This window comes from Streptomyces scopuliridis (assembly GCF_042790125.1).
GTDB classification, from domain to species: Bacteria; Actinomycetota; Actinomycetes; order Streptomycetales; family Streptomycetaceae; genus Streptomyces; species Streptomyces scopuliridis_A.
Genome location: NZ_JBHTZS010000016.1, coordinates 125,836 through 151,295 on the forward strand (window position 1 = coordinate 125,836; position 25,460 = coordinate 151,295).

The 25,460-nt window shown below is 71.3% G+C and carries 19 protein-coding genes; 11 read left to right on the plus strand and 8 right to left on the minus strand.

Annotated features, from left to right (window positions below; translation table 11 throughout):
- Positions 1-2: 2 nt before the first annotated feature.
- From ACFRKB_RS24175 to ACFRKB_RS24185, 3 genes are all read right to left on the minus strand, one after another.
- Positions 3-1,160 carry an acyl-CoA dehydrogenase family protein gene (locus ACFRKB_RS24175; RefSeq protein ID WP_365972589.1) on the minus strand — a complete coding sequence of 386 codons (1,158 nt, stop codon included), beginning with the start codon at positions 1,158-1,160 and terminating at the stop codon, positions 3-5.
- A 106-nt stretch (positions 1,161-1,266) separates the two neighbouring features.
- Entirely contained in the window at positions 1,267-1,785 is a 519-nt protein-coding gene (locus ACFRKB_RS24180; RefSeq protein WP_383108474.1) for a DUF1203 domain-containing protein, read from the minus strand.
- Between the two features lie 85 nt (positions 1,786-1,870).
- Positions 1,871-3,289, minus strand: a complete 1,419-nt coding sequence (locus tag ACFRKB_RS24185) for a PucR family transcriptional regulator (protein WP_383108475.1) — start codon at positions 3,287-3,289, stop codon at positions 1,871-1,873.
- A gap of 128 nt (positions 3,290-3,417) precedes the next feature.
- Here ACFRKB_RS24185 and ACFRKB_RS24190 point away from each other — a divergent pair, with 128 nt between their 5' ends.
- The 7 genes from ACFRKB_RS24190 (at position 3,418) to ACFRKB_RS24220 (ending at position 14,878) form a co-directional block, all read left to right on the plus strand.
- Positions 3,418-4,914 carry a sodium:solute symporter family protein gene (locus ACFRKB_RS24190; protein WP_383108476.1) on the plus strand — a complete coding sequence of 499 codons (1,497 nt, stop codon included), beginning with the start codon at positions 3,418-3,420 and terminating at the stop codon, positions 4,912-4,914.
- Positions 4,915-5,057: 143 nt separating this feature from the next.
- Positions 5,058-6,068, plus strand: a complete 1,011-nt coding sequence (speB, locus tag ACFRKB_RS24195; RefSeq protein WP_383108477.1) for an agmatinase — start codon at positions 5,058-5,060, stop codon at positions 6,066-6,068.
- A complete protein-coding gene (locus ACFRKB_RS24200) occupies positions 6,065-7,744 on the plus strand; it encodes a thiamine pyrophosphate-binding protein (protein WP_383108479.1) in 1,680 nt (559 codons plus the stop codon). Before speB ends, ACFRKB_RS24200 begins: the two co-directional genes overlap by 4 nt.
- A 195-nt stretch (positions 7,745-7,939) precedes the next feature.
- Positions 7,940-8,803, plus strand: a complete 864-nt coding sequence (locus ACFRKB_RS24205; RefSeq protein WP_383108480.1) for a serine hydrolase — start codon at positions 7,940-7,942, stop codon at positions 8,801-8,803.
- A gap of 136 nt (positions 8,804-8,939) precedes the next feature.
- The gene (locus ACFRKB_RS24210) at positions 8,940-12,797 is read left to right on the plus strand and encodes an ABC transporter ATP-binding protein (RefSeq protein ID WP_383108481.1); all 3,858 of its coding nucleotides are present in this window, start codon (positions 8,940-8,942) and stop codon (positions 12,795-12,797) included.
- 183 nt (positions 12,798-12,980) lie between these two features.
- Positions 12,981-13,334 (plus strand): hypothetical protein, encoded by a 354-nt coding sequence (locus ACFRKB_RS24215; protein WP_383108525.1) that lies wholly within the window; start codon positions 12,981-12,983, stop codon positions 13,332-13,334.
- Between the two features lie 104 nt (positions 13,335-13,438).
- Positions 13,439-14,878: a S28 family serine protease gene (locus tag ACFRKB_RS24220; protein ID WP_383108482.1), complete on the plus strand. Its 1,440-nt coding sequence runs from the start codon at positions 13,439-13,441 to the stop codon at positions 14,876-14,878.
- 121 nt (positions 14,879-14,999) lie between these two features.
- On the opposite strand, the gene ACFRKB_RS24225 is transcribed toward ACFRKB_RS24220, so the two are convergent.
- Positions 15,000-16,859, minus strand: coding sequence for a glycoside hydrolase family 3 protein (locus ACFRKB_RS24225; protein WP_383108483.1), 1,860 nt, complete (start codon positions 16,857-16,859; stop codon positions 15,000-15,002).
- A 136-nt stretch (positions 16,860-16,995) separates the two neighbouring features.
- Positions 16,996-17,904, minus strand: coding sequence for a LysR family transcriptional regulator (locus ACFRKB_RS24230; RefSeq protein WP_383108484.1), 909 nt, complete (start codon positions 17,902-17,904; stop codon positions 16,996-16,998).
- Between the two features lie 98 nt (positions 17,905-18,002).
- Between ACFRKB_RS24230 and ACFRKB_RS24235 the strand changes: the two genes are divergently transcribed.
- Entirely contained in the window at positions 18,003-19,076 is a 1,074-nt protein-coding gene (locus ACFRKB_RS24235) for an EamA family transporter (protein WP_383108485.1), read from the plus strand.
- Between the two features lie 76 nt (positions 19,077-19,152).
- Here the strand turns inward: ACFRKB_RS24235 and ACFRKB_RS24240 are convergent, their stop codons facing one another.
- From ACFRKB_RS24240 to ACFRKB_RS24250, 3 genes are all read right to left on the minus strand, one after another.
- The gene (locus ACFRKB_RS24240) at positions 19,153-19,947 is read right to left on the minus strand and encodes a sugar phosphate isomerase/epimerase family protein (RefSeq protein ID WP_383108486.1); all 795 of its coding nucleotides are present in this window, start codon (positions 19,945-19,947) and stop codon (positions 19,153-19,155) included.
- Positions 19,944-20,927: a bifunctional helix-turn-helix transcriptional regulator/GNAT family N-acetyltransferase gene (locus ACFRKB_RS24245; protein ID WP_383108487.1), complete on the minus strand. Its 984-nt coding sequence runs from the start codon at positions 20,925-20,927 to the stop codon at positions 19,944-19,946. The genes ACFRKB_RS24240 and ACFRKB_RS24245 overlap by 4 nt, the downstream gene beginning before the upstream one ends.
- A gap of 112 nt (positions 20,928-21,039) precedes the next feature.
- Entirely contained in the window at positions 21,040-22,152 is a 1,113-nt protein-coding gene (locus ACFRKB_RS24250; protein ID WP_383108488.1) for a LacI family DNA-binding transcriptional regulator, read from the minus strand.
- Between the two features lie 158 nt (positions 22,153-22,310).
- On the opposite strand from ACFRKB_RS24250, the gene ACFRKB_RS24255 reads away from it, so the two are divergent.
- From ACFRKB_RS24255 to ACFRKB_RS24265, 3 genes are read left to right on the plus strand one after another with little or no spacing between them, the layout of a single operon-like run.
- Positions 22,311-23,462, plus strand: coding sequence for a Gfo/Idh/MocA family protein (locus ACFRKB_RS24255; RefSeq protein ID WP_383108489.1), 1,152 nt, complete (start codon positions 22,311-22,313; stop codon positions 23,460-23,462).
- Positions 23,459-24,622 carry a dihydrodipicolinate synthase family protein gene (locus ACFRKB_RS24260; RefSeq protein ID WP_383108490.1) on the plus strand — a complete coding sequence of 388 codons (1,164 nt, stop codon included), beginning with the start codon at positions 23,459-23,461 and terminating at the stop codon, positions 24,620-24,622. The genes ACFRKB_RS24255 and ACFRKB_RS24260 overlap by 4 nt, the downstream gene beginning before the upstream one ends.
- An 11-nt stretch (positions 24,623-24,633) precedes the next feature.
- Complete coding sequence (locus ACFRKB_RS24265) at positions 24,634-25,458, plus strand: sugar phosphate isomerase/epimerase family protein (protein ID WP_383108526.1); 825 nt, start codon at positions 24,634-24,636, stop codon at positions 25,456-25,458.
- Positions 25,459-25,460 lie beyond the last annotated feature (2 nt).

Here is a 25,460-nt window from a genome sequence, read left to right on the forward strand (position 1 = left end):
TGTTACAGCCCCATCGACTTGGCGATGATCATCTTCATGACCTCGCTGGTACCGCCGTAGATCCGGTTCACGCGGTTGTCCGCGTACAGCCGGGCGATCGGGTACTCGTTCATATAGCCGTAACCGCCGTGCAGCTGGAGGCACTTGTCGATGACGCGGTGCGCGACCTCGGTGGTGAAGAGCTTCGCGGACGCGGCCTCGGCGGCGGACAGCTCGCCCAGGTCATGGGCCTCCAGCGCGCGGTCGACGACGGCCTCGGCCGCGTCCACCTCGGCCTTGCACGCGGCCAGTTCGAACTTCGTGTTCTGGAACGACGCGACGCTCTTGCCGAAGACCGTCCGCTCCTGGACGTACGCCTGCGCGAACCGGACCGCCGCGGCGGCCTGCGCGTACGCGCCGACGGCGATGCCCAGCCGCTCCTGCGGCAGATTCTGGCCGAGGTAGGAGAAGCCCTTGTTCTCCTCGCCGAGCAGGTCCTCGACGGGGACCTTGACGTCGGTGAAGGACAGCTCGGCGGTGTCGGAGATCCGCAGGCCCAGCTTGTCGAGCTTGCGGCCGACCGCGTACCCCTCGGACTTCGTGTCCACGACCAGCAGCGAGATGCCGTGCCGGCGGTCCTCGGCGGTCGGGGCGGCGGTACGGGCGCAGACGATCACCCGGTCCGCGTGCACGCCGCCGGTGATGAACGTCTTCGCGCCGTTCAGGACGTAGTGCGTACCGTCCTCCGAGAGCCTGGCGGTGGTCTTCATACCGGCCAGGTCGGAGCCCGTGCCCGGCTCGGTCATGGCGATGGCGTACATGGCCCGGCCGCTGACGAAGTCCGGCAGCCAGCGCTTCTTCTGCTCGTCGGTGGCGTACGCCTTCAAATAGGGCAGACAGAGCGCCACATGGACCCCGGAGCCGCCGAAGGAGACACCCGCGCGTGCGCACTCCTCGGTGATGACCGCCTGGAACTTGAACGATTCCTCACCCGCGCCGCCGTACTCCTCGGGCACCTCGATCCCGAAGATGCCCAGCTCGCCGAGTTGGTGGTAGAAGTCGCGGGGCGCCTGCCCCGCCGCGTACCACTCGTCGTGGACAGGGACGACCTCGGCCTCGATGAAGGCCCGGATGGTCTCCCGGAACGCCTCGTGGTCCTCGTTGTAGACGGTACGGCGCACTGGAGTTCCTCCCCCTCGTGGCTAAGCGCTTGCTCATCCAAGTTACCCGGCGGTTCGTTCCGGTGTCCAGGCCCCCGGGACGACCGGCGGGACCGCCGGGCACCGCCTACGGCCGCCGGACCTCGAACTGGAAGCAGCCGTACTCCAGGGCCCGCACATGCACCAGCGCCACCTCCGGCTCGGCGAACGCTTCCGCGAAAGCCCGGTCGAACCCTGCCTCGGCGTCGTCCGGGATCTCGAAGAGGCGGCCCCCGACGATGTGTCCCGCGTCGTCGTAGCGGCGGAGGGTGCGAAGAGCGCCCGGTCGCGCGAAGGGGTAACCCCGGGCTTCCGGTGGCTCTGCGCACGCGTCGGCGTGGATGAACACGGGCCCCGCCTCGTCGTAGGCCCCGGGCTCGGCTCCCGTCGCCGCCGCCCAGCGGCGCAGCGGCGCGTACGAGACGAGGGCGACCCGGTCGCCGGGCTCGATCGCCCGCAGACAGCAGCGCAGCGGGCTGCCCACGCAAGCGAGGGGAACGCCGTCCTCACGCGCGAGGTACGGCAGCACCGGCCGCCCGGCGTCGTCGAGTTCGCGGAGTTCCTTGAGCGCGGCGGGAGGGACGGGGAGAGGTGTGTACGTGGTCATGAGCCCAGCCTCGGCGGCCGGCCCCCGGCGCGCTGGCGGAATCCGGACAGGGCGCTCGGCTCGGCGCCGGGTCACGCGCGCCGGGTCACACCCAGCGCAGCGCGAACCACAGCTCCATCCGTACGTCCGCGTCGTCCAGGTCCACGTCCAGCAGCGTCGCGCAGCGGGCGATGCGCTGGCGGACGGTGTTGCGGTGGACGGTCAGGGCCACCGCCGTACGGTCCCAGCTGCCGTGCAGCGAGAGCCAGACCCGCAGCGTCTCGGCCAGGGCCGGGGAGCCGGTGAGCGGTGCCAGGCGGGTACGGGCGTGGGCGGCGGCCTCCTCGGGGGCGAACAGGCCGGTGAGTCCCTCCCCGTGGTGGCGTACGAGCGGGGTACGGGTGGCCTCCGCGCGGCGCAGCGCGCGCTCGGCGCGGGTGTCGGCGGCGGCCAGTTCCGCCGGTTCCACCGGCTCGCTGACCCCCAGGGTCCAGCCTGGCCTGGCGGTGACCTCGCGGTCGGTGACGACCCGGGTCGTGGTGCCGTCCGTGTCGACCAGCGCACTGCCCAGCGCCGCCGCCAGCGCGCCCGCCGCGAAGGGCGTGGAGCCGCCGCGCGCGTGGACCACGCTCCACGGCCCCGGCCCGAGCAGCGGCGCGGCCTCGGCGGGTGTGGCCCCGAGCAGCAGCCGGACGAGCGCCGCCGAGCGGCCCGCCTCCGCCGCGCTCTGATGCGGCGCGGTGAGCAGCGACAGCAGGACGACGGCGACACCGGCCACGGTGTGGTCCCCGGCCTCCCGCCCCTCGGTGACCACGCCGAGGACGAGACCCTGGCCGCCGCCGAGCGCGTAGGCGGCGAGATGGGCGCCCTGGGCGGTGTCGGTGGCGGACGCCGGTCCGCCGCGTACCACCCGGGCCAGCCGGGCGAGCGCCGTACGCGCCCCGGGCGATGGAAGCCTGCCCGTGGTGTGCAGCTCCGCGCCGTCCGGCGCGAACAGCACCGCCCGGCCCCCCAGCCGCACCGCCAGCTGCCGCAGCACCGCGGGCACCGGGTCCTGGCGTGCCGCGGCGGCCGCCAGGCCCTGCTGCGCCTGGGTCACCCGGCGCAGCTCGCGATGGCGTGCTTCCGCCATCAGCCGCCACACCCCGCGTGCGACGGTGGTGAACGGGGTACGGGGCGGCACTTCGAGCAGCGGCAGACCATGCCGGTCGCATGCCTCCACGAGCGCGGGCGGCACCGTGTCGTACACCGGTGTCACCCCGAAACCGAGCGCCGCCGCGCCCGCCTCGACCACCCGCGCCGCGTACTCGTCCGCGTGCGCGTCGCGGAGCTGGACACCGGCGGTCAGCAGCAGCTCCCCGCCGAGCAGATACGGATACGGATCGGCCATCTCGGAGGTGTGCACCCAGTGCACCGCCTGGGAGCCGTCGTCCGGCGGCCCGGCGATCCGGCGCAGCCCGAGATCCCGGTCCGCGAGCAGCGCCGCCAGCGGAACCGGCGGGGTGGGCGGGGTGGGGTCCGTCATGGATGTTCCATCCATCGGTCGTACGTCGAGTGGATGAAACGTACACTTCAGCGACGCTTTCCGGCCACCTACCGTCATGACCCACACGAACACGGGATGAAGAACCCGAGTCGAGACGGAGGAAGCCCATGGCTGTCGATTACGCGGTGATCGTCGTCTATCTGGCCGGCATGCTGGCCATGGGCTGGTGGGGCATGCGCCGCGCCAAGTCCAAGAGCGAGTTCCTGGTGGCGGGCCGCAGGCTGGGCCCCTGGATGTACTCGGGCACGATGGCCGCGATCGTCCTCGGCGGCGCCTCCACGATCGGCGGGGTCGGCCTCGGCTACAAGCACGGGCTCTCCGGCGCCTGGATGGTCTTCACCATCGGCCTCGGACTGCTCGCCCTCTCGGTCTTCTTCTCCGCGCGGATCGCCCGGCTGAAGGTCTACACCGTCTCCGAGATGCTCGATCTGCGCTACGGCGGCCGGGCCGGGGTCATCTCGGGCATCGTGATGTGGGCGTACACCCTGATGCTGGCCGTCACCTCGACCATCGCGTACGCCACGATCTTCGACGTCCTCTTCGATCTGCACCGCACCGTCGCGATCATCCTGGGCGGGACGATCGTCGTCGCGTACTCGACGCTCGGCGGCATGTGGTCCATCACGATCACCGACATGGTGCAGTTCGTCGTGAAGACCATCGGGCTGCTGCTGCTCCTGCTGCCCATCGCGGTGGTCAAGGCGGGCGGGTTCAGCGAGATGCGGGCGAAGCTGCCGGACGAGTACTTCGCGCCGTTCGGAATCGGCGGCGAGACGATCTTCACCTACGTGCTGATCTACACCTTCGGCATGCTGATCGGACAGGACATCTGGCAGCGGGTGTTCACCGCGCGCGGCGACAAGGTGGCGCGCTGGGGCGGGACCGTCGCCGGTACGTACTGTCTGGTGTACGCGCTGGCCGGAGCGGTCATCGGAACCGCGGCCAAGGTGCTCTACCCGAACCTCGGCAGCGCGGACGACGCGTTCGCGACCATCGTCAAGGACGAACTGCCCATGGGCGTACGGGGGCTGGTGCTGGCCGCCGCCCTCGCGGCCGTGATGTCGACCTCCTCCGGCGCGCTGATCGCCTGCGCGACCGTCGCGAACAACGACATCTGGTCACGGCTGCGGAGGCTCGGCGGCCGGGGCGGCGGGGCGGCGGGCGGGGCGGACGGCGTCGGGCACGACGAGGTCAGGGGGAACCGGCTGTTCATCCTGATCATGGGGATCGGCGTCATCGCCATCGCGATCGCGCTCAACGATGTCGTCGAGGCCCTCACCGTCGCGTACAACCTGCTCGTCGGCGGACTGCTGGTGCCGATCCTCGGCGGTCTGCTCTGGAAGCGCGGGACGGTGTACGGCGCGCTGGCCGGTGTGATCGTGGGCGGCGGAGCCGTCGTGGGGCTGATGGCGGCGTACGGCATCCTCGCCAACGAGCCCGTCTACTACGGGCTGTTGTCCTCGCTGGCCGCCTATCTGATCGTCAGCCTGGTGACCAGGCCGACGGATGAAGCGGTGCTGGCCGCGTGGCGGCGGCGGCTCGCGGGCGAGACGGACGACGAGAGCCCCGAGACCCCGTCGGCACCAGCCGTTCCCGTGGGCTGAGGGCGGCGGACACACGACCCGGACCGGCCCCTTGTCAGTGGGCCGGTCCATTCTTGACAGAGCACCACACAGCAGCACGCGGCGGCGTTTATCGGTACACGGCAGCACGAGGCCGCGCGAGCAGAACCCGGAGAGGCCCGACGATGAGCAGCAACGGAAACGAATCCCAGGTCCCCGGCGCCGGGGGCGGCGACGGCGGTCCACGCGGTCCGGTCGACTCGTCCCGGGTCCCGAGGTACGCGGGCCCGGCCACCTTCGCCCGGCTGCCCCGGCTCGACGAGGTCGGCACCGCCGATGTCGCCGTCGTCGGCGTCCCGTTCGACACCGGCGTCTCCTACCGCCCCGGCGCCCGCTTCGGCGGCAACGCGATCCGCGAGGCGTCGCGCCTCCTGCGCCCGTACAACCCGGCCCAGGACGCGTCCCCGTTCGCGCTCGCGCAGGTCGCCGACGCCGGGGACATCGCCGCCAACCCGTTCAACATCAACGAGGCCGTCGACACCATCGAGGCCGCCGCCGACGAACTGCTCGGGACGGGCGCGCGGCTGATGACCCTCGGCGGCGACCACACCATCGCGCTGCCGCTGCTGCGGTCGGTGGCGAAGCGGCACGGCCCGGTCGCGCTGCTCCACTTCGACGCCCATCTGGACACCTGGGACACCTACTTCGGCGCCGAGTACACGCACGGCACGCCGTTCCGCCGGGCCGTCGAGGAGGGCATCCTCGATACGGAGGCGCTCTCCCACGTCGGTACGCGCGGCCCGCTGTACGGCAAGCGGGATCTGGACGACGACGCCAAGATGGGCTTCGGGATCGTCACGTCCGCCGATGTGATGCGCCGGGGCGTGGACGAGATCGCCGACCAGCTGCGCCAGCGCATCGGGGACCGTCCGCTGTACATCTCCATCGACATCGATGTGCTGGACCCGGCGCACGCGCCCGGCACCGGCACGCCCGAGGCCGGCGGGCTGACCTCCCGCGAACTCCTCGAAATAGTGCGGGGGCTGGCCTCCTGCCACCTCGTCTCGGCGGATGTCGTCGAGGTCGCGCCCGCGTACGACCACGCCGAGATCACCTCCGTCGCCGCCTCCCACACGGCGTACGAACTGACGACGGTCATGTCCCGGCAGATCGCCGCCGGAAGGGCGTCGAAGTGACCCACGACCACGATCACGACCACGGTCCCCGGCCCCTCACCCCGGAACAGACCGCCGCGGCCCTGGCGCCGCCCGCCGGGCGCAACGGCGGTGATCTGGTCGTCGAGACGCTGTACGGGCTCGGCGCCACCACCGTGTTCGGGCTGCCGGGACAGCACGCGCTGGGCATGTTCGACGCCCTGCGCCGGTCCTCGCTCCAGTACATCGGCCTCCGCGTCGAGAACAACGCGGGGTTCGCCGCCGACGCGTACGGCAGGGTCACCGGCGAGGTCGCCCCGCTGCTGCTCTCCACCGGTCCTGGCGCCCTGACCTCGCTCGCCGCGCTCCAGGAGGCCGCTGCCGCCTCCGCGCCCGTCCTCGCGATCTCCAGTCAGGTCCCGTCGGCGGGGCTCGGCGGCGGCCGGCACGGCTATCTGCATGAACTGCGCGACCAGCAGGCGTCGTTCCGCGACATCGTGAAGTCCGTGCATCCCGTGCGCGCCGCCTCCCAGATCCCGTCCGCGATCGCCGCCGCCTGGGAGTCCGCGCTCACCGCGCCGCACGGCCCGGTCTGGGTCGAGATCCCGCAGGACGTCCTCCTCGCCGAAACGTCCCTGCCGGTCGTCACCGCCATGGACGCCACCCCGCGCGAGCTGATGCCCCGTCCCGAGCTGACCGCCGTGGCCGCCCACGCGCTGTCGAACGCCGCCCGCCCGGCGATCATCGCGGGCGGCGGAGTCGTACGCGCCGACGCCGCGGGCAAGCTCCGCGCGCTGGCCGAGAAGCTGTCCGCGCCGGTCGTCACCACCTTCGGCGGCAAGGGCGCCTTCCCCTGGGAGCATCCGCTCTCGCTCCAGTCCTGGCTGGAGGACCGCCACACCACGGACTTCCTCGAAGACGCGGACGTGCTGCTGGTGGTGGGCTCGGGGCTCGGTGAACTCTCCTCGAACTACCACACGTTCCGCCCGCGCGGCCGGGTGATCCAGATCGAGGCGGACCTCGGCAAGCTGGAGTCCAACCACCCCGCCCTCGGCATCCACGCCGACGCCCGCAACGCGCTGTCCGCGCTGCTGGACGCGGTGAGCGAGCGCCGGGACCCGTCGGGCGCCGAGTCGGTCCGCACGGTGCTGGCCAAGGTACGGGCGAGGATCGACGCCCAGGACCTCACGCTGGAGCGGCGGGTGCTGGCCTCCGTACGCGACGCGCTGCCCGCCGCGTCCCCCAGCTTCTGGGACATGACGATCCTCGCCTACTGGGCCTGGTCCGCCTGGCCGGGCCCGATGCACTCCGGGCAGGGCGCGGGCGGCCTCGGCTACGCCTTCCCCGCCGCCCTGGGCGCGGCGGCGGCCGACCGTACGAAACCGGTCCTCGCCGTCTCCGGCGACGGCGGCGCGATGTACTCGCTCGCGGAGCTGGCCACCGCCCGTCAGTACGACCTGCCGGTCACCTGGCTCATCGTGGACGACGGCGGCTACGGGATCCTGCGCGAGTACATGACGGACGCCTTCGGTGAGGCGACCGGCACGGAGCTGTCCCGGCCGGACTTCGTGGCCCTGTCCGAGTCCTTCGGGGTCCCGGCGGTCCGTACCACCCCGGAATCGCTGCGCGAGGACCTCGCCAAGGCGCTCACGGAGCCGGGCCCGTCGGTGGTCGTTCTCCCCGCCCTGCTCAGGATGTTCGCCCCGACCCATCTCTGAGGGGCGCCCCGTCTCTGAGGCGAGGGCGGCTCGTCTCTGAGCCGGGGGCACGGGGGACGCTTGCGGCAAGGGCGACAGTTGTGATAATCACGACACCGGCCGACCGTATAACCCCTCACCCGTCCGTGTGCATCATGTTCAGCGAGCGCGCCGCGCGGGGCGCGCTCGCCGACGCTCCAGGGGCGGGAATCCTTCATGACTCACCAGCGAATACCCCGGCGTGCCCGGGGCCCGCTCGCCGCTGCCCTGGCGGCGGGCGTGCTCGTACCGGTGACCGCGGGAGCGGCGCCCGCCGCGGCGGCGGCTCCGGCCGTCGCCTGCACCTCGGACAGGACCGGGCTCGGGGCCAAGCTCGCCCGGGACATCACCGCGTCGCTCAAGGGCCGGAAGTCCACCACGGCGCTCGCGGTCGACGACCGCACGACCCATACGCGCTGCACCCTGCGCGCCACGCAGCCGTACGACTCCGCCAGTGTGGTCAAGGTCACTGTCCTCGCGACCCTGCTCTGGGACGCGCAGAAGACGGACCGCGAGCTGACCAAGCGTGAGACCGATCTCGCCACGGCCATGATCACCAAGTCGGACAACGCGTCGACCAGCGCGCTGTGGAAGCAGCTCGGCCCGACGAAGGTCAAGGGCTTCCTCAAGGCCGCGGGGATGACCCGGACGGTTCCGGGCGCGCGGGGCTCCTGGGGCCTCACCCAGATCACCGCGCAGGACGAGAAGAAGCTGCTGTCCCTGATCACTGCCAGGAACACCGTGCTCAGCGCCGGCTCACGCGCCTTCATCCTGGACCGGATGGGCAAGGTCGTCACCTCCCAGCGCTGGGGCGTACCGGCGGGCGCCCCGGCCGACGCCACCGTCCAGCTCAAGAACGGCTGGCTCCAGCGGTCCACCCACGGCTGGCGCGTGCACAGCGTCGGCGCGTTCACGGGCAAGGGCCACGACTACACGATCACCGTGCTCACCCACGACGACAAGACGATGAACGACGGCATCAACACCATCCAGGCCGTCGCCAGGACAGTCCACAAGGACCTCCTCCAGGCCGGCGCCTAGGTCCTGGCTCCGGCGGTCCTAGGACCTCGGCCCCGTACGTCTACGGCCGCGGACGGGTATGTGTTGCGGAGGGATGAAATCCGCGACCGCCCGCGTTGGTGCCTTCCGGCAGATCAGGTCGATCGGGAGGCATTCAGTGGCGGCGGCGGAACAAGGCTGGGCACGACGGCTCACCGGGTACGCGTGGCGGTACCGGCGCAATGTGGTGCTCGCCCTCGGATCCTCGCTCGCCGGGATGGCGGTGATGGCTCTCGTCCCGCTGATCACCAAGGTCGTCATCGACGATGTCATCGGGGCCGGTGACCGTTCCCTCCTCGTCTGGACCGGCCTGCTGATCGTCGCGGCGCTCGCCGTCTACGTGACCACCTACATCCGCCGCTACTACGGCGGGCGGCTCGCCCTCGACGTCCAGCACGACCTGCGTACGGAGATGTACGACACCATCGCCCGGCTCGACGGGCGGCGCCAGGACACGCTCTCCACCGGCCAGGTCATCGGCCGCGCCACCAGCGACCTCCAGCTCATCCAGGGCCTGCTCTTCATGCTGCCGATGACCATCGGCAATGTGCTGCTGTTCCTGATCTCCCTGGTGATCATGGCGTGGCTGTCGCCGCCGCTGACGCTGATCGCGCTGGCGGTCGCCCCCGCCGTCTGGTTCATCGCCCGCCGCAGCCGCACCCGGCTGCACCCCGCCACCTGGTACGCCCAGTCGCAGGCCGCCGCCGTCGCCGGGGTCGTCGACGGGGCCGTCTCCGGCGTACGCGTGGTCAAGGGGTTCGGCCAGGAGGACCAGGAGACCGGAAAGCTCCGCGAGGCCGGCCGCAAGCTGTTCGCCGGGCGGCTGCGCACCATCAGGCTCAACGCCCGCTACACCCCCGCCCTCCAGGCCGTCCCCGCGCTCGGGCAGGTCGCGATGCTGGCCCTCGGCGGCTGGCTGGCCACCCGGGGGCAGATCACCCTCGGCACGTTCGTCGCCTTCTCCACCTATCTCGCCCAGCTCGTCGGCCCCGTCCGGATGCTCGCCATGGTGCTCACCATCGGGCAGCAGGCGCGGGCCGGGGTGGAACGGGTGCTGGAGCTGATCGACACCGAACCGACCCTTCAGGACGGTACGAAGGAGCTCCCGGCGGATGCCGAGGCATCGGTCGAGTTCGACGACGTGTCGTTCGCGTACGAGGACGGGCGGACCGTTCTCGAAGGCTTCTCGCTGGAGATGCGGCCCGGCGAGACCGTCGCCGTCGTCGGCTCCTCCGGCAGCGGCAAATCCACCGTCTCGCTGCTGCTGCCCCGCTTCTACGACGTGACGCACGGCGCGGTCCTCGTCGGCGGCCATGACGTACGCGAGCTGACCCTCCACTCGCTGCGGGCCGCCATCGGGCTCGTACCGGAGGACAGCTTCCTCTTCTCCGACACCGTCCGCGCGAACATCGCCTACGGAAAGCCGGACGCCACCGAGGAGGAGATCCTCCGGGCCACCCACGCCGCCCAGGCCCACGGCTTCATCTCCCAACTGCCCGGCGGCTACGACACCAAGGTGGGCGAGCAGGGCCTCACGCTCTCCGGCGGACAGCGCCAGCGCATCGCGCTCGCGCGGGCCATCCTGACCGACCCCCGGCTGCTCGTCCTCGACGACGCCACCTCCGCCGTGGACGCCCGGGTGGAGCACGAGATCCATGACGCGCTGCGCGCGGTGATGGCCGGGCGTACGACGCTGCTCATCGCCCACCGCCGCTCCACCCTCGGACTGGCGGACCGTATCGCCGTCCTGGACGGCGGCCGGCTCGCGGACATCGGTACACATGACGAGCTTCAGCGCCGCTCCGCCCTCTACCGGCGGCTGCTGACCGAGCCCGACGAACTGGGCGGGGTCTCACCCGGTCACACTCCGGTCGCCGTCGAATCCCTGTCCGGGGCAGGCGGTGGGACGGGAGCGGTCGAGTCCGAGGCGTCCGTCGAGTCCCTGGGGTCCGTGGAGTCACCGGAGTCCGTGGAGGACGCCCGCGCCCTCCAGGCCGAGATCGACGCGGAGTTCGACGTCGAGCGTGGCGTCACCCCCGCCCTGTGGGAACGGGACGAGGCGTCCTGCGGCTCCTCCGACTCCGCCGCCCCCGGCGCCACGCCCGAACTGCTCGCGCAGGTCGAGGCGCTGCCCCCGGCCACCGACCTGCCCGCGATCGACGAGGCGCGCGCCGTGGCCGCCGAGGACGCGTACGGGCTGCGCAGGCTGCTGCGCGGGTTCGGACTGCCGCTGCTGGTCAGCCTGGCGCTCGTCGCGGTGGACGCGGGCATGGGCCTGCTGCTCCCGGTCCTCATCCGGCACGGCATCGACCAGGGCGTCGAGCAACTGGCCCTCGGCGCCGTCTGGACGGCCGCCTCGCTCGGTCTGCTCACCGTGCTCGTCCAGTGGGCCGCGCAGATCGGCGAGACCCGCAAGACGGGCCGCACCGGCGAACGGGTCCTCTACGCGCTGCGGCTCAAGATCTTCGCCCAGCTCCAGCGGCTCGGACTCGACTACTACGAGCGTGAGCTGACGGGCCGGATCATGACCCGTATGACCACCGACGTCGATGCCCTGTCGACCTTCCTCCAGACCGGGCTCGTCACCGCGTTCGTCTCCGTCGTCACCTTCTTCGGCATACTGGCGGCGCTGCTGGTGATCGATGTCGAACTGGCGCTGGTGGTCTTCGCGACCCTGCCCGTGCTGGTCGTCGGTACGTACTTCTTCCGCCGCAAGAGCGTGCAGGCGTACGAACTGGCCCGTGAGCGCATCAGCGTCGTCAACGCGGACCTCCAGGAGTCCGTGTCCGGGCTGCGGATCGTCCAGGCGTTCCGGCGCGAGAAGGACGGCGGCGAGCGCTTCGCGGCCCGCAGCGACCACTACCGCTCGGCGCGGGTGCGGGGCCAGTGGCTGATATCGGTCTACTTCCCGTTCGTTCAGCTGCTCTCCTCGGTGGCCGCCGCCGCCGTGCTGATTGTGGGCGCGGGGCGGGTGGAGGCGGGCACGCTGACCACCGGCGCGCTGGTCGCGTATCTCCTGTACATCGATCTGTTCTTCGCGCCGGTGCAGCAGCTCTCGCAGGTCTTCGACGGCTACCAGCAGGCGACCGTCTCGCTGGGCCGGATCCAGGAACTGCTGCGCGAGCGGACGTCGACGGCCGCCCCGAAGGAGCCGTTGGACGTGCTGTCGCTGCGCGGTGAGATCGCCTTCGAGGGCGTCGAGTTCACGTACGGAGGCGAGTCGGCCGACGGCTTGTCCACCGACCGTGTCTCCGGCGACGGCGACGGCGGCGCCGAGGCCGCGCTGACGGGGGTGGATCTGCGTATTCCGGCCGGCCAGACCGTCGCCTTCGTGGGCGAGACCGGCGCGGGCAAGTCCACACTGGTCAAGCTGGTCGCGCGGTTCTACGACCCGACCGCGGGCCGGGTGACGGCGGACGGTACGGACCTGCGCGAGCTGGATATGACGGCGTACCGGCACCGGCTCGGTGTCGTACCGCAGGAGGCGTATCTCTTCGCCGGTACGGTCCGGGACGCCATCGCGTACGGGCGCCCCGAGGCGACCGACGCGGAGGTGGAGGCCGCGGCCCGCGCGGTCGGCGCCCACGAGATGATCGCCACGCTGGACGGCGGCTATCTGCACGAGGTCGCCGAGCGCGGCCGCAATCTCTCCGCCGGACAGCGCCAGTTGGTCGCCCTGGCCCGCGCCGAACTGGTCGACCCGGACATCCTGCTGCTGGACGAGGCGACCGCCGCGCTGGACCTGGCGAGCGAGGCGCTGGTCAACCAGGCCACCGACCGGCTCACCGGCCGCCGTACCACCCTGGTGGTCGCCCACCGGCTGACCACCGCGGCCCGCGCGGACCGGGTGATCGTGATGGACCACGGCCGGGTCGTGGAGGACGGCACTCACGAGCAACTGCTCGCGCTGAACGGCCGGTACACCCGGCTGTGGAACAGCTTCATCGGCGAGGAGGAGCCCGCGGTGGTGCGGTGAGAGGCCGGGGGCGCGCTGGGCCGGACGGGGGTGTACGCGGTGGTACGGGGCGGTTCCGCAACCGTCCCGGCCCCTCACGCGTCGTACGCATGTACACCCGAGTAGCCAAGGGGGGCATTCGTGTTCGGTTCGGCTGGGACCGCCCGGAACGGAATCGGGATCAGGAGAGCGCTTCTGCACTGTCTGGTGGTGCTGATCGCCACAGGAGCCACGGTCCTGGCCGGTCCCGGTGCGTCAGGAGCCGAGGCCGCGTCGGTCTGTTCGGGCCGGCCGCAGAAGACGGTCAGCTTCGCCACCGGTGAGCTGCGCGTCTACAAGAACCGCGCCTACGCCTGCGCGGTCACCGTCGCCAAGAAGCCGGGGCCCCGGCGCGCGATGTCGGTCAGCCTCCAGCCGCGCGGCGGGAGTCCGGTCGTGGACAGCGGCGATTACACCGAGCGGGCCGGTCCGGTCACGGTGCACGCGCTGAACCGCTGCGTACGGGCGACGGGTGTCGTCTCGGGGCGGAAGGGCTCGACCGGTTGGATCCTCTGCTGAGGATTGCCCGGACACCCGGCGGGATAAAACGGTCAAGAGGACTGGCGGTTCGGGCGGTGACCGGGCTAGGTTCACGGCGTCTGTCATGAACACAGGGAGTGTGAATGCGCAAGGCGCTGAGATGGGTGTTGTCGCTCGTGCTGGTCATAGGCACGGTGGCCACAGCCGGCGCGGCCACCGCCGCCGATCGGAGTGCGGGTCAACAGACCGCCTCCGACACCACTGACATCAAGGACCGAATCCTCGCGATCCCGGGGATGAGCCTGATCCAGGAGAAGCCGTACGAGGGTTACCGCTACTTCGTCCTCAACTACACGCAGCCGGTGGACCACCGGAAGCCGTCCAAGGGCACGTTCCAGCAGCGCATCACCCTGCTGCACAAGGACACCAACCGGCCCACGGTCTTCTTCACCAGCGGCTACAACGTCTCCACCAACCCCAGCCGCAGTGAGCCGACCCGGATCATCGACGGCAACCAGGTCTCGATGGAGTACCGCTTCTTCACCCCGTCGCGCCCGCAGCCGGCCGACTGGTCGAAGCTGGACATCTGGCAGGCGGCCAGTGACCAGCACCGGATCTTCACCGCGCTGAAGAAGATCTACCCCAAGAACTGGCTCTCCACGGGCGGTTCCAAGGGCGGTATGACCGCCACGTACTTCGAGCGCTTCTACCCGCGCGACATGGACGGTGTCGTCGCGTACGTCGCGCCCAACGACGTGTGGAACAACGAGGACTCCGCGTACGACCGGTTCTTCCAGCGCGTCGGCACGAAGGAGTGCCGCGACAAGCTCAACGCCGTGCAGCGCGAGGCGCTGGTCCGGCGTGAGCCGCTGGAGGAGAAGTTCAAGGAGTGGGCGGACGCCAACGGCGCCACGTTCAACACGATCGGCACGCTCGACAAGGCCTACGAGGCCACCGTGCTCGACTTCGTCTGGGGCTTCTGGCAGTACAGCCTGCTCTCCGACTGCGACTCGATCCCGGCGGCCACCGTCTCCGACCAGGAGATCTACGACACCGTCGACGCGATCTCCGGCTTCTCCGCCTACACGGACCAGGGTCTGACGACCTACACGCCGTACTACTACCAGGCCGGCACCCAGCTGGGCTCGCCCGACATCAAGCAGCCGCACCTGGGCAATCTGAGCCGGTACGGATACCAGCCGCCGCGGAACTTCGTGCCGCGCGACATCCCCATGAAGTTCAACCCGCTGACGATGCCGGATGTCGACAACTGGGTCCGCAACAACGCGAACCAGATGCTGTTCGTGTACGGCGAGAACGACCCGTGGGGCGCGGAGCCGTTCCGCCTCGGCCGCGGCGCGCGTGACAGCTATGTGTATGTCGCGCCGGGCGCCAACCACGGCGCCAATGTCGCGGGTCTGGTCCCGGACCAGCAGGCGAAGGCCACGGCCCGGATCCTGGCCTGGGCGGGCGTCGCTCCGGCCGCCGTGCAGCAGGACGAGTCGAAGGCGAAGCCGCTGGCTCCGTTCGACTCCAAGCTCGACCGTCAGAAGGTGGAGCGGCAGCAGACCTTGAGGCCGTAGCCCATCGGCTCTTCGAGGCGCCCGCCGTTCACCGGGCCACTGCCATCAGGCCTGGTGAACGGCGGGCATGTCGCTGTCTTCGGTGCTCGTCGACTTCGGTGCTCGTCGTCTTCGGTGGCCGTCAGTAGCCCAGTCCATGGCCGATGGGATACAGCACCCGCGCCGGATCGTCGGCGCGCTGCACCGGCACCGGCAGCCGGCCCTTGGGCCGCGCCCGGCCCGCGATCACCCGTGCCGCGGCCCGCAGTTCGACATCGGTCCACGAGTACGCGGCGAGGGACGCGGTGACACCGGTCAGCCGCGCGATGTCGTACGGATTGCGGATGGCGACCGTGATGACGGGCACGCCGCTCGCGGCCAGCGCGCTGACCAGCGTGCGCTGTGTGCTGGTGGCCGACACGTTGTACGTGGCCACGACCACCGCGTCCTTGCCCCGTGCCGCCCCCACCGCCTCCTCGATGCGCGCCGCGGTGGGCGCCGTACCGGTGGACAACGCCGTGGCCGTGAAGCCCAGTTCGGTCAGGGCGGTGGCCAGCACGGTGGTCGGCGGACCCGTCGTCCCGGAGGGCGAGGCCGGATCGGCGCCCACGACCAGCAGATTCCTCTCCCGGCGGCGGCTCAGGGGCAGCAGTCCGCGCTCGTTGACGAGCAGGGTGGTGGTGCCGTCGGCGATCCGGTCGGCCGCGGCGAGATGCGCCCGGGTGCCGACCTCACGGTCCACATCCCGGGGCGAGACATAGGGATCACCGCGGAACAGCCCCAGCCGCTCCTTCAGTTCGAGGATGCGCAGGACCGACTCCTCGACGCGCCGCTCGCTGAGCTCCCCGTCCTTGACCGCGGTCAGGACCGCGTTCCACGCCACCCGGAGGTCCGGCGGATTGAGCAGCTGGTCGACGCCCGCCTTCAGCGCGAGGACGGGCACGCGGTCGTCGCCGTACTTCTGCCGTACGCCCGCCATCCCGAGCGCGTCCGTGATCACCACGCCGTCGTAGCCGAGCTGTTCGCGCAGGACGCCGGTGAGGATGGGGTGCGAGAGGGTCGCCGGGTCCTCGCTCGGGTCGAGGGCGGGGACGACGATGTGCGCGGTCATGATCGAGGTGACACCGGCCGCGATCGCGGCCCGGAACGGCGGCGCGTCCAGCTCCGTCCACTGTTCGCGGGTGTGGTGGATGGTGGGCAGCGCGTAGTGGCTGTCGTCCTTGGTGTCGCCATGACCGGGGAAGTGCTTGGCGGCGGTGGCGATTCCGGCGCTCTGATACCCCTTGACCTGCGCGGTGACCATCCCGGCCACGGCCTCCGGGTCGGCGCCGAAGGACCGTACGCCGATAACGGGATTGGCCGGGTTGACGTTGACGTCCGCGTCGGGCGCGTAGTTCTGGTTGATGCCCATGGCGGCCAGCTCGCCGCCCGCGATCCGGGCCGCCTCGCGGGCGTCGGAGGGCGAACGGGACGCGCCGAGCGCCATCGCGCCCGGCAGCAGCGTGGCGGGCTTGCCGACCCGGGCGACGATGCCGTGCTCCTGATCGGTGGCGATGAGCAGGGGCAGGGGGACGCGCTGGGCCAGGCCCGCCTTCTGGATGCCGTTGGAGAGACCGGCGATCTGCTGCGGATCCCGGGTGTTGTGCGCCCAGGCGAAGTAGATGATGCCGCCGACGTGGTACGTGGAGATCAGCTCGGCGGCCGTGCGAACGCCGATCTCGGCGAGGTTGGAGTCGATATCGGCCTGGTCGGGCGCGGTGGCGGAGTGGCCGTACACCCGCATGACGAAGAGCTGACCGACCTTCTCCTCCAGGCTCATACGGCTGATGAGCAGGCGGAGGCGGTCGCGGGGGTCGTGGCGGTCGAGGGGGAGCCGGTCGGGGGCTCGCTCGTGAGGCGGGGGAACGACTGCGGCTGCGGGGACGGTGGCGGTGGTAACGGCCGCCGCCGCTACGGCGGTTGCGGTGAGGAGGGCGCGTCTGGAGATGGTCCGGTCGTGCACTGGTGCTCCTTCCGGCCGTGCGCTGCGAGGGAAGTGAAGGAAACTTCCAAGATTTACGGATATCCGGAAAGTAACTTCCAGTCAAGGGACGCGCCACGGAAAGCGCCCGCGCGCCACGACGGCTCGGACGGCCGGCTCAGCCGGCGGCGACCGCCGGCCAGTGCCGGCGCAGCGTCTCCACGGTCGCCGTGACCGCCGGACGCCTGGCCGCGCCCGTCCGCCAGAGCGCGTACAGCCTGCGTATCGGTACCGGGTCGAGCGCGATCGCGCGTACCCCCTCGGGCAGCGGCCCGCGCCCCAGACGCGGAATCATGGCGATACCGAGCCCCGCCGCCACCAGCGCGAGCTGGGTGTGGTTCTCCTCGGCCTGGTGCGCGAGATCCGGCTCGCACCCGGCCGCGCGCAGCGTACGCACCAGCCAGTCATGGCAGACCGTCCCGGGCGGCTGGCAGATCCAGCGCTGCCGTGACAGATCCTCCCGCCGTACGGACGGCCGCGCCGCCAGCGGATGCGCCACCGGCACGAGCACATCGCACAGGTCGTCCCCGATGACCGCCTGCTCCACCCCCTCGGGGGCGGGAAGCGGCGCGATGTCCCAGTCGTGGGCGACCGCCAGATCGATCGCGCCGCGGGCCACCAGATCGATGGAGAGATGCGGATCGATCTCCCGCAGCCGGATATCGAGGGTGGGGTGCCGTACGGCCAGCTCCGCCAGGACGCCGGGGAGCAGGCCGCGGGCCGAGGAGGCGAACGCCCCGACGACGAGCTGCCCGGTCGGCTGCCCCCTGCGCTCCTCCAAGGTGGTCTCGGCGCGCTCTACTATCGCGAGCAACTCCTCGGCGGTGGAGGCGAGATGGCGCGCCTCGTCGGTGAGCGCCACGCCGCGTCCGCGCCGCTCCAGCAGAGTCGTACGGGTCTCCCGCTCCAACTTGGTGATCTGCTGCGACACGGCCGAGGGCGTATAGCCGAGAGCGGCGGCCGCCGCCGCGACGGAGCCGTGGACGGAGACGGCGTGCAGCGCCCGCAGCCTGGCCAGATCGAGCATCGCTGCCCCCTTTCTCGGAGAATCATAAGCAACGCTGAATTCCACCATGAAGAAATTCGCGCTGGTGCTACATAGTCCGGTCCGGTGATCCTCTGTGCATGCGCACCACTCATATCGCTCTCGCCGTTCTCGTCACCGCCGTCTGGGGAGTGAACTTCGTCGTCATCGAGGTCGGTCTCGGCCACTTCCCGCCGCTGCTCTTCTCCGCACTGCGCTTTCTGGCGGCGGCGCTGCCCGCGGTCTTCTTCGTGGGCCGGCCGAAGGTCGCCTGGAAGTGGGTGATCGGGGTCGGACTGATGCTGGGTGTGGCCAAGTTCGGTCTGCTCTTCGTCGGCATGGACCAGGGCATGCCGGCCGGTCTCTCGTCTCTCGTCCTCCAGATCCAGGCTGTCTTCACGGCCCTGTTCGCGGCGGTCGCCCTCGGCGAACGGCCCGGCCGCGTACGGCTGCTGGGCATGGCCGTCGCGCTGGCCGGTATCGCGGTCGCGGCGGTCGACGAGGGAACCTCGGGCCCGCTGCTCGCCTTCACGCTGGTCATCGCCGCCGCGGCCTGCTGGGGTGTCTCCAACGTGCTCACCCGCAAGGCGTCCCCGCCGGACGCCCTGAACTTCATGGTGTGGGTGTCGGTCGTCCCCGTGCTGCCGCTGCTCGGTCTCTCACTGTTCTTCGAAGGCGCGGACGCCGACCTGGCCGCCCTGCGCGCCCTGGACGGGACCGGCATCGCGGTCCTTCTCTATGTCGCCTGGGTCACGACCGTCTTCGGCTTCGGCGCCTGGGGCTTCCTGCTGCGCCGCTACCCCGCCTCGTCCGTGGCGCCCTTCTCACTGCTCGTCCCGGTCTTCGGGATGTCCTCGGCCGCGCTGCTGCTGAGCGAGTCCGTGAGCCCTCTGCGCTGGTGCGCGGCGGCGCTGCTGGTCGGGGGAGTGGCCCTCACGTCACTCTCCCGCACCGGAGGCCCCACGCCCCCGCTCCCCACTGAGCCGGCTCCCGCCGAGCCGCTCCCCACTGAGCCGCTTCCCGATGGGCCGGTCTCCGCCGAGCCGATACCCGCCGCGTCCGCCTCCGCCGGACCGGTGCGGGTGTCCGTGGCGCCGATTCCCGCTCGCCCTGCCCCGGTCGCCAACACCCCCACCGGGCCCCTGATACCAGAGTCCTCGCCGACACGGCCCTGATGCCTCGGACGTCCCGACGTCCCTGACTCCTGCCCCCTCCACCTCCGCTTCCGTCTACGTCTCACCCGGGGCTTCCTCAGCCGTGGCGGCTCGCCGCGATCAGTCCCTCCAGATGCTCCCGCCCCGCGGCGAGCAGCCCCGGCAGCTCCTCCGCCTGCGGATACCACCGCTTCTCGTACTCCCAGCACACCCAGCCGTCGTCATCGAGCAGTGCCAGGCACTCGCCCAGGGGAAGCACCCCCGTCCCCAGCGCGAGCGGCGTCGTGTCCTCCGCCGAGGCGATGTCCTTCACCTGCGCATAGCCCAGGTACGGAGCGAGCGCCGCGTGCGTGGTGGCCGGCGCCTCGCCGCCCAGCCAGGTGTGCATCACATCCCACAGCGCCCCCACGTGCTTGTGCCCCACCGGCCCCAGCACCCTGGCCGCGTCCGTACCCGTGCGGTGCGAGTCATGCGTCTCCAGCAGGATCCGTACGCCGAAGTCCGCCGCCAGTTCGGCCGCCGCGCCCAGCCGTCGCGCGGCCGTCGCGTCGGCCTCGGCCGCGGGCCGGTCGCCGCCCGGGAAGACACGGATGAACGAGGCGCCCAGATCCCGTGCCAGCCACAGCAGTTCGTCCAGCTCCTGGCGCAGCCGCTCCTCGTCGGCGTCGGCCTTCGCCACCCGTACGTACCCGGCGACGGTCAGGATCTCGATTCCGGCACGCTGGAACTCCTCGACCACCGCCGCCCGTTCGCGTGGCCCGATGCCCGGGTGGACCGGCTCCTCCGGGTGGGCACGCAGCTCCACCCCCTGGTAGCCGGTCCGGGCGGCGAGCGCGAGGACGTCGGGGATGGGCAGGCCCGGTACTCCAAGGGTGGAGAAGGCGAATTTCACAGTGGTATTCCTTCCTGGCTTGAGGTGTCTCCTGTCCCGAGAGGGAGCCGCCAGTCCTGGCCGACCAGATCCGCTCCGTACGAGTGGTGCGGGGTCTCGGAGACCAGCGTGAATCCGGCGTGCTGGTAGAGGGTGCGGGCGGCGGCGAGGACGTCATTGGTCCACAGCGTCAGTTCCTGATATCCGGCCTCGCGCGCGAAATCCACCACCGTCCCGACCAGCCTCTTCCCGAGGCCGTGTCCCCGAGCTCCCGGCTCGACCAGGAGCAGCCGCAGCCGCGCCGTGACGGGTGTCTCGTCCCGTACCTCCGGTGCGTCGTCCCGTACGCACATCACGGACCCCACCGGGACGCCGTCCAGCTCGGCGATCCAGACCCGCTCCAGCCGGGAATCGTGGTCCGCCGCGAAGTCCGCGACGATCCGGGCGACAAGGCCCTCGAACTCGGTGTTCCAGCCGTACTCCGCGGCGTACGCGGCACCATGGCGCTGCACGATCCAGCCCAGCTCACCGGGCATCGGATCGCGCAGGACCGGCCCGTCGTGGTGGGGCGACGCCCGGCGGTCGGCGCCGAGGATGTCCTGTACGGTCCGCATCGCGTCCGCGAGCCTGGGCCGCTGCTCCGGCTCGACCCGGGCCAGCAGCGAGCCCACCGCTTCCCGTGACCTCTCGTCGAGCAGCGCCGCGGCCTCGCGCCCCTGCGGTGTGAGCGTTATCCGCTGCCGCCGGGAGTCCCGCTCGGACGGCGCGCGGCCGACCAGCCCGTCCTTCTCGAACTTGGTCAGCAGCCTGCTCAGATAGCCGGCGTCGAGCGACAGCTCGACCCGCAGATCGGCGGCGTCGGTGCGCGGCGCGTGAGCCAGCTCGTACAGCACCCGCGACTCCGTGAGCGTGTACGGGGTGTAGAGGTGCTTGCTGTAGTCGAGCGCCCCGATCAGATTCGTATAGAAGCGGTTGAACGCGCGGATTTCCTGAACGGCCATGATCCACCCCCGAGCCTTTTCTTTGACTGAGTCAACGCTACGCCGGTCCGTCGAGGCTCGACAAGGCCCCCTCCGCACATTGGCGTCAGCTCGCCACCCGCCTCCCCGCCCGTCAGCGCGTCGGCCGTGGTGGCGCCGTCGACGCCCGTGCCATCAACTCGGCCGTGATCGTGGCGATCCCGCCCGGCGGCGGTGTCTCCGTGCCCATCGCCAGCCGGCCCGCGCGCGCCCCCGCCTCGTACAGCGGCAGCCGCACCGTCGTCAGCGCGGGCGTCGCGTCGACCGAGAACGGCAGATCGTCGAAGCCCGCGACCGAGACGTCCTCCGGGATGCGCAGCCCCTGGTCGCGTACCGCCGCGCACGCGCCCAGCGCCACTGTGTCGTTGGCGGCGACCACGGCCGTCAGATCCGGCGCGCGGCGCAGCAGCTCAAGCGTCGCCTCGTATCCCGACCGGCGGCTGTAGGGGCCGTGCACGACCAGCTCCTCCTGCCCCGGCCGCCCCTCGCCGGATCCCTTGCCCCGCCCCTTGCCCGACGCCGGATCCCCCAGCCCCGCCGCCAGGGCGGCCAGGTGCCCCTCCAGCCGGTGCCGGGTCGTCGTCCGTTCCAGCGGGCCCGCGACATAGCCGATCTTCCGGTGTCCCAGCGTGAGCAGATGCTCCGTCAGCCGTCGCCCGCCGCCCCGGTTGTCGAAGGCCAGCGAAGCCACGATCGCGTCGCTGCCCGGCAGCGGCGGGCGTCCGCACAGCACCACCCGGGTCCCCGCGTCCGCGAGTTTCGCCAGCTTCGTGGTCATCGCCGCGATATGGCCCGGGTCTTCGAGCGCTCCGCCGGTGAGGATGACGGCCGCGGCGCGCTGGCGCTGGAGCAGGGTCAGATAGGTGAGTTCGCGCTCGGGCGAGCCGCCCGTGTTGCAGACGACGGCGAGCTTCTCGCCGCCCGCCCGGCCGGTGCCCTCCTGACCGCCGATCTCGGTCTGCGCCGCGCCCGCCATGATCCCGAAGAACGGGTCCGCGATGTCGTTGACGAGGATGCCGACCAGATCCGAGGTGGCGGCGGCCAGCGAGCTCGCGGGCCCGTTGAGCACGTAATCCAGATCGTCCACCGCGCGCAGCACGCGCTCCCGGGTGGCGGCGGCGACCGGGTAGTTGCCGTTCAGTACGCGGGAGACGGTGGCGGGCGACACCCGGGCGCGCGCCGCCACATCGGCCAGGGTGACTGTCATCGCTTACCTCCGAGGGGGACGAGGGTGATCGAGGTGCGTTCGGCGAGATCGGTGCGGGATGGTGCGGGATCCGAGCCGGGCTCTTGTCCGGTTCGCTGTCGCAGGCTAGCTTCTTACCCAATAGAAAGCGCTTGCTACGGCAATATGGAGGGACCTTCGTGACACGCAGGACAGTGCGGATCGCCATGAACGGCGTCACGGGGCGGATGGGATACCGGCAGCATCTGCTCCGCTCCATCCTCGCGATCCGCGAGCAGGGCGGACTGGACCTCGGGGGTGGCGAGGCGCTGTGGCCCGAGCCCGTACTCGTCGGCCGCCGCGAACACGCCCTCAGGGAGATCGCCGAACGGCACGGCCTCACCGAATGGTCCACCGATCTCGACGCCGTCCTCGCGGACGACACGATCGACATCTACTTCGACGCCCAGGTCACCTCCGCCCGGGTCGAGGCCATCAAGAAGGCGATCGCCGCCGGCAAGCACATCTACACCGAGAAGCCGACCGCGGCCGATCTCGACGGCGCCCTCGAACTGGCCCGGCTGGCCCGTGACGCCGGGATCAGGCACGGCGTCGTCCAGGACAAGATCTTCCTGCCGGGTCTGCTCAAGCTGAAGCGCCTCATCGACGGCGGCTTCTTCGGCGAGATCCTCTCCGTCCGGGGAGAGTTCGGGTACTGGGTCTTCGAGGGCGACTGGCAGAACGCCCAGCGCCCCTCCTGGAACTACCGCGCCGAGGACGGCGGCGGTATCACCGTGGACATGTTCCCGCACTGGGAGTACGTCCTGCACGAACTGTTCGGCCGGGTCACCACCGTCCAGGCGCACATCACCACACACATCGCGCAGCGCTGGGACGAGCAGGGCAAGCCGTATGCCGCGAGCGCCGACGACGCCGCCTACGGCATCTTCGAGCTGGACGGCGGCGCGGTCGCCCAGATCAACTCCTCCTGGACGGTCCGGGTCAACCGCGACGAGCTGGTCGAGTTCCAGGTCGACGGCACACACGGATCGGCCGTCGCGGGCCTGCGCCGCTGCCGCGTCCAGCACCGCAGCGCCACCCCCAAGCCCGTCTGGAACCCCGATCTGCCCGCCACCGAGTCCTTCCGCGACCAGTGGCAGGAAGTGCCGGACAACGCCCAGTTCGACAACGGTTTCAAGGCACAGTGGGAGCTGTTCCTGCGCCATGTGGCGCTCGGCGAGGCGTACCACTGGGATCTGCTCGCGGGCGCGCGCGGTGTGCAACTCGCCGAGCTGGGGCTGCGGTCCTCGGCCGAGGGCCGCCGCTTCGACGTACCGGAGCTGTCGCTGTGACCCTCCGACTGCCTTCCCCCGGCGGCGGATCGCGGAGGTACACGCCTCGCTCCGAGCCCGCCCGCCTCGTCGCGGGCGGGGTGCCCCTCGCCTCCCGTACGGTCTTCTCCGCGGCCCATGTCGTGGCCGACCCGTTCGCCGATATCAGCCCCGACGCGCCCGCCGTCGTCGACTGGGACGCCACCCTCGCCTTCCGGCGCCATCTCTGGTCGCACGGCCTCGGCGTCGCCGAGGCCATGGACACCGCCCAGCGCGGCATGGGTCTGGACTGGGCGGGCGCGGCCGAGCTGATCCGCCGCTCCGCCGCCGAGGCGAAGGCGGTGGGCGGCCGGATCGCGTGCGGTGTGGGCACCGATCAGCTGACCCCGGCGGCGGGCGGCTCCCTGGACGGAGTCCGGGCCGCCTACGAGGAGCAGTTGGCGCTCGTCGAGGAGACCGGCTCACAGGCCATCCTGATGGCCTCCCGGGCCCTCGCCGCGACCGCCAAGAGCCCCGACGACTACCTGGCCGTCTACGCCCATCTCCTGCGGCAGGCGTCGGAGCCGGTCGTGCTGCACTGGCTCGGCCCGATGTTCGACCCCGCACTGGAGGGGTACTGGGGCAGCACGGACCTCGACGCCGCCACCGGGACGTTCCTCCAGGTCATCGCCGAGCACCCGGACAAGGTCGACGGGATCAAGATCTCCCTGCTGGACGCCCGGCGCGAGATCGAACTGCGCCGCCGCCTGCCCAAGGGAGTGCGCTGCTACACGGGCGACGACTTCAACTACCCCGAGCTGATCGCGGGTGACGAGCGGGGCTTCAGCCACGCGCTGCTCGGGATCTTCGATCCTCTGGGGCCGCTCGCCGCGGCAGCCGTACGCGTCCTGGACACCGGCGACACGAAGGGTTTCCGGGAACTCCTCGATCCCACCGTCGAGCTGTCCCGGCATCTCTTCCAGCCGCCGACCCGCTTCTACAAGACCGGCGTGGTGTTCCTCGCCTGGCTGGCCGGACACCAGGACCATTTCACGATGGTCGGCGGCCTCCAGTCGGCCCGCTCGCTGCCCCACCTGGCGCGGGCGTACGAACTGGCCGACGGGCTGGGTCTGTTCCCCGATCCGGCGGTGGCGGAGGCCCGGATGACATCCCTGCTCAGCGTGTACGGAGTGGACCAGTGACCGAGCGGCCCATGGCGGAGCTGAAGCGCTTCAGCATCAACCAGATGACGGTGAAACAGCTCTCCCTGCCCGAACTGACCGAGGCGTGTGTACGCCTTGGTGTGCCAGGGATCGGGCTGTGGCGCGAGCCCGTCCGGGCATACGGGACCGAGGCCACCGCCAAGCTCGTACGGGACGCCGGCCTCGCGGTCACCACGCTCTGCCGCGGCGGGTTCCTCACCGCCGTCGACCCCGGCCGGCGGGCGGAGGCGCTGGCCGACAACCGCGCGGCGATCGACGAGGCGGCGGCGCTGGGCACGGACACCCTCGTCCTGGTCTCCGGCGGGCTCCCGGAGGGAAACCGGGATCTGCCGGGGGCGCGCGAACGCATCGCCGACGCCCTGGGCGAACTGGCGCCGTACGCGGCGGAGCGCGGGGTGCGGCTCGCCATTGAGCCGCTGCACCCGATGTTCGCGGCCGACCGCTGTGTGGTCTCCACCCTCGACCAGGCTCTCGACCTGGCAGAACGCTTCCCCGCCGACCGGGTGGGGGTGGCGGTCGACACGTACCACATCTGGTGGGACGACCGGGCTCCCGCGGCCGTCGCCCGCGCGGGGTCGCGCATCTTCACCTTCCAGCTGGCCGACTGGACGACGCCGCTGCCGGCCGGGGTGCTGAACGGCCGTGGTCAGATCGGGGACGGCGCCGTCGATATGCGTGCCTGGCGGGAACGGGTCGACGCGGCGGGCTATACCGGCCCGATCGAGGTGGAGCTGTTCAACGACGAACTGTGGGCGCGGGACGGCGTGGAACTGCTCACCGAGGTCATCGGACGGTACGTACAGCACGCTCTTTAGCG

Bases quoted from the DNA above. Each gene is read 5' to 3' on its own strand.
- ACFRKB_RS24245 (WP_383108487.1), bottom strand. From the start codon at position 20,927: ATGGCCGTTCAGGAAATCCGCGCGTTCAACCGCTTCTATACGAATCTG.
- speB (WP_383108477.1), top strand. From the start codon at position 5,058: ATGAGCAGCAACGGAAACGAATCCCAGGTCCCCGGCGCCGGGGGCGGC.
- ACFRKB_RS24220 (WP_383108482.1), top strand. From the start codon at position 13,439: ATGCGCAAGGCGCTGAGATGGGTGTTGTCGCTCGTGCTGGTCATAGGC.
- ACFRKB_RS24205 (WP_383108480.1), top strand. From the start codon at position 7,940: ATGACTCACCAGCGAATACCCCGGCGTGCCCGGGGCCCGCTCGCCGCT.
- ACFRKB_RS24250 (WP_383108488.1), bottom strand. From the start codon at position 22,152: ATGACAGTCACCCTGGCCGATGTGGCGGCGCGCGCCCGGGTGTCGCCC.
- ACFRKB_RS24190 (WP_383108476.1), top strand. From the start codon at position 3,418: ATGGCTGTCGATTACGCGGTGATCGTCGTCTATCTGGCCGGCATGCTG.
- ACFRKB_RS24230 (WP_383108484.1), bottom strand. From the start codon at position 17,904: ATGCTCGATCTGGCCAGGCTGCGGGCGCTGCACGCCGTCTCCGTCCAC.
- ACFRKB_RS24180 (WP_383108474.1), bottom strand. From the start codon at position 1,785: ATGACCACGTACACACCTCTCCCCGTCCCTCCCGCCGCGCTCAAGGAA.
- ACFRKB_RS24235 (WP_383108485.1), top strand. From the start codon at position 18,003: ATGCGCACCACTCATATCGCTCTCGCCGTTCTCGTCACCGCCGTCTGG.
- ACFRKB_RS24185 (WP_383108475.1), bottom strand. From the start codon at position 3,289: ATGACGGACCCCACCCCGCCCACCCCGCCGGTTCCGCTGGCGGCGCTG.
- ACFRKB_RS24265 (WP_383108526.1), top strand. From the start codon at position 24,634: ATGGCGGAGCTGAAGCGCTTCAGCATCAACCAGATGACGGTGAAACAG.